1 protein-coding gene and 2 pseudogenes are annotated in these 3,346 nt (G+C 69.3%); all 3 read right to left on the bottom strand.

Annotated elements, in window-relative coordinates; all coding sequences use genetic code 11:
• Nucleotides 1-90 precede the first annotated feature (90 nt).
• Nucleotides 91-723 (bottom strand): annotated as a pseudogene (locus ACFUEJ_RS24045) (3-oxoacyl-ACP synthase); the annotation flags it as partial.
• Nucleotides 720-1,385: pseudogene (locus ACFUEJ_RS24050) on the bottom strand (SRPBCC family protein). The pseudogenes ACFUEJ_RS24050 and ACFUEJ_RS24045, both read right to left, overlap by 4 nt.
• Entirely contained in the window at nucleotides 1,382-3,067 is a 1,686-nt protein-coding gene (locus ACFUEJ_RS24055; protein WP_388032343.1) for a thiamine pyrophosphate-binding protein, read from the bottom strand. Before ACFUEJ_RS24055 ends, ACFUEJ_RS24050 begins: the two are co-directional and overlap by 4 nt.
• Between the last annotated feature and the right edge of the window lie 279 nt (nucleotides 3,068-3,346).

Genomic DNA, 3,346 nt, shown 5'->3' on the forward strand with positions numbered 1-3,346 from the left:
GTCGACCCACACCGTCACCAGCTACCGTGAGAACCCGGTCCCCGCAAACGCTGGAACCAACTAACCGAGCCTCCAGCAAACCCGGGGCGATTCACGTTCCGGCTGTGCGACGGCGGTCATGTCCGCCGAGAACTGGCCGAAGGACCGGCATTCGGTCCCCAGCACCGGGTTACCCGCGTCGCCGAGAGTCAGGATCGCCACGGCCGCGCCGTCACCGGGTATCGCGGCCTGCGCCTTCACCCGTAACTGCTCCTGGGTGAAGATCTGTCCGGCGCTGTTCTGCGCCAGCGCGATCAGGGCCTTGCGGCCTCCGTTCGCGCGCAGGAGCGCACCGGCGATCTCGATGAGGTGGACGAAGGCCGCACAGCCGCCGTTGTGCACGTCGAGCACGGTTCGCGGGGCGAGGCCGAGTCGGTGTGCGACCTCGCCGACACACCCGCGGACCGGGACCTCCGGCAGCTGGCTGTGGGTGAGCACGACGTCCACGTCGTCGAGATATCCGTCGCCGTGGCGCTCGACGAGACGCCGTGCGGCGGCGACGATCATGTCCGCCGACGTCTCACCGTCGGCCGCGTGGTGGCGGAAGGACGGAGCCCGGAACATGACGTTGCCGGCGAGTTCGTCGTCCTCGGCGTACTGCGCGAAGAACTCCGCCGGCACCCGGGCGGCCGGGCGGTAGGTGGCGAGGTCGGCGAGCGAGACGGCGGGGGCGTCGGCGGTCATGAGCGCATCCATTCGGGGGTCAGCGGAAGTCCATGGCGATGGCGGTGTTCGGCGATGGCGGCGAGGTTGTCGAGTTCGATCTGATGTCCGGCACCGAACATGTCCCACAGGTCGCCGACCCACTCCTCCCGACCGGCCGGAGCGGTCTCGGGAAAGGGGTTCTCGTCGTAGAACGGGTGGTGGCAGTTGTTCCACAGGACCACCGAACCCGGACGGTCGAGAACGAGTTGCGCGTCGACGACGCGCATCAGGTAGATCATCCAGAGGTGCTTTCCCTGATCCCAGGCACAGTGATAGTCGACGGTCATCGCGTCGGCGTTCGCCACGGTCCGGACGTAGATCTTGGTGTCCTCGTTCAGACGGTCGTATCCGACCCACAGGTCCGGTTACCCGGTCGGCTCGAAACCTCGTGTGCTGTAGGTCCATTCCTCGAGCGAGCGCGTGTCGGCCAACCATTCGTACAGTTCGCGCGGCGGTGCGTCGACGTAGCCCTGCACGGGGCAGAAGTCGCCGAACACCTGGTGATGGGGATACACCGAGCGGACCTTGTCGACGACGAGTGCCGTGTTGGCGGAACGGGGGTGGGTCTCCACCCGGACCACGCCGTCCAGCGTGGCCGCGGTGTCCCCGAGATCGGACAGCGCGGAGGAATGCGTGGTCATGGGGTACCTCTCGAGATCAGTGGGGCGAACGGGGGTTCTTCGTCGGGATCCACATCCACGACGAGGCAATTCGGTCCGGTGTGCGAGAACAGTTCGTCGCATGCCGAGCGCAGGGTGAGGAGATCGCCGGCGGTGCGCACCGGGAGGCCGGTGAACATCGCGGCCAGCCCGCCCGCGATGTCGGTGTGGCGGAACCGGTTGACGCTCGGCGCGCCGGGGAAGAATCGCGCCTCACGTGTGACACACATGCCGTGCGCGTCGTTGTTGAGCACGATGAGGGTGATCGGCGCATCGTGTTCGATCGCGGTGTGGAACTCCATGCCGTGCATGAGGAACGAGCCGTCACCGGCGATGACGACGACCCGACCGTCCGGAAGGGTGTCCTGCGCGGTGATCGCGGACCCGATCCCCGCCGCGATGGCCCATCCCATCCCGCCCATGCCCAATGCGACGACGAACCGCCCGTCGCCGAACGGGAGATGGTGGATCGCCGCCGCGCCGGTGTTCCCGGCGTCGGCGAACACCGCGCACCCCGCGGGCAGGGCGGCGCCGATGGTGACGAGCACGTCGCGCATTCCGAGGGCGTGAGCCGAGGGTGCGACGGACAGGTGGTCGAGCGGGTGGACCCGGGGTGGGCGGCGTCCGGGGAGCCGGTCGGCGAGCGACCGCTGGAGCGCACCGATGGTCTCGGTGAGACGTGCCGTCCCGATGTGCTCGACGTCGGCCGGGGTGCGCGGCGGCGCGCTGCCGAGATGCACGACCGGGATCGCCGCGAGGGCGTCGTCGAGGCCGGCGCGATCGGTCATCGACATGCGGCAGCCGATCACCAGGATCAGCTGTGATTCCCGCACGGCCCGATGGGCCGACGGGTGCCCCATCACCCCGGTGACGCCGGAGCAGGACCCGCGGCCGATGTCGCGACCGCCCGGTGAGACCACGACCCCGGCGCCGATGAGGTCCGCGAGATCCTCGACGGCACTGTGCAATCCGAGCCGCGATGCCTCCTCGCCCGCCCAGATGCACACCGACCCGCCGTCGCGCGCCACCCCGACGAGTCGGTCGGCGAGTCCGTCGACGACCGCCGGGGGCACCGACCGGAGTTCGGTCGGTGCCCCCGACCGCGACGGTGTGGCGTACCCGGGTGAGGACTGCACGTCTTTGGGCAGGATCACCGCGGCCGGCAGACCTCGTGCGAGGGTGGCGAACGCCTCGTCGAGGACCTGATCGAGACGAGCCGACTCGTCGACGAGCCCGCAGAATCCGACGACGCCGGACACCACGGCACGCAGGTCCACGGTGTCCGGCGGGTCGAGCATGTCCTGGAAGCCACCGCGCCCCACCGCGGCGGTCGGCGCCGAACCGATCACGGCGAGCAGGGGTACGCGGCTGTCATAGGCCTCGCCCAGCGCCGGGATGACGTTCAGCGCACCGCCACCCGACGTCGTCAGGACCGCGGTCGGCTCGGCGGTGAGCCGTGCGTGCCCATCGGCCATCGCGCCGGCCCCGAACTCGTGTTTCGCGACGACCGGGGTGAGCAGCGGGTGCCGCACCGCCGCGTCGAAGACGTCTTCGATGTTGGCCCCGTGAACGCCGAAGACGGTCCGCACCCCCGCATCGACGAGTCGCGCGACGAGGAGGTCGGCCACCGTTCGGTGGCCGACCGGTGAGGTTGCGTCCCCCACACGTGTGTCCAAACCCTGCACTCCCAGCCCCGAACGTCGTGCGGCACCGGTCGACTGGCCGGAGTCCGACCCAACGGACAACTCAATTCGAGTTAGCTTAGCGTAAGCTAATGTTCGGCGTCAGAGGGCTGTGGTCTGAACGAGCGGTCGGGTCACCAGGTGGCTTCGACTCGGCTCCTCGCTCCGCTCGGTGCCGGCTCATAGCTCCTATGTCAAGCGGCGGCGGGTGTTGGGTTGTCGGCTTTGCGGGTGCGGGCGTGGTGGTCGGTGGTGAGGTGG

Origin of the sequence: Gordonia sp. NPDC057258 (assembly GCF_042668985.1) — a bacterium.
Taxonomy (GTDB): domain Bacteria; phylum Actinomycetota; class Actinomycetes; order Mycobacteriales; family Mycobacteriaceae; genus Gordonia; species Gordonia hongkongensis.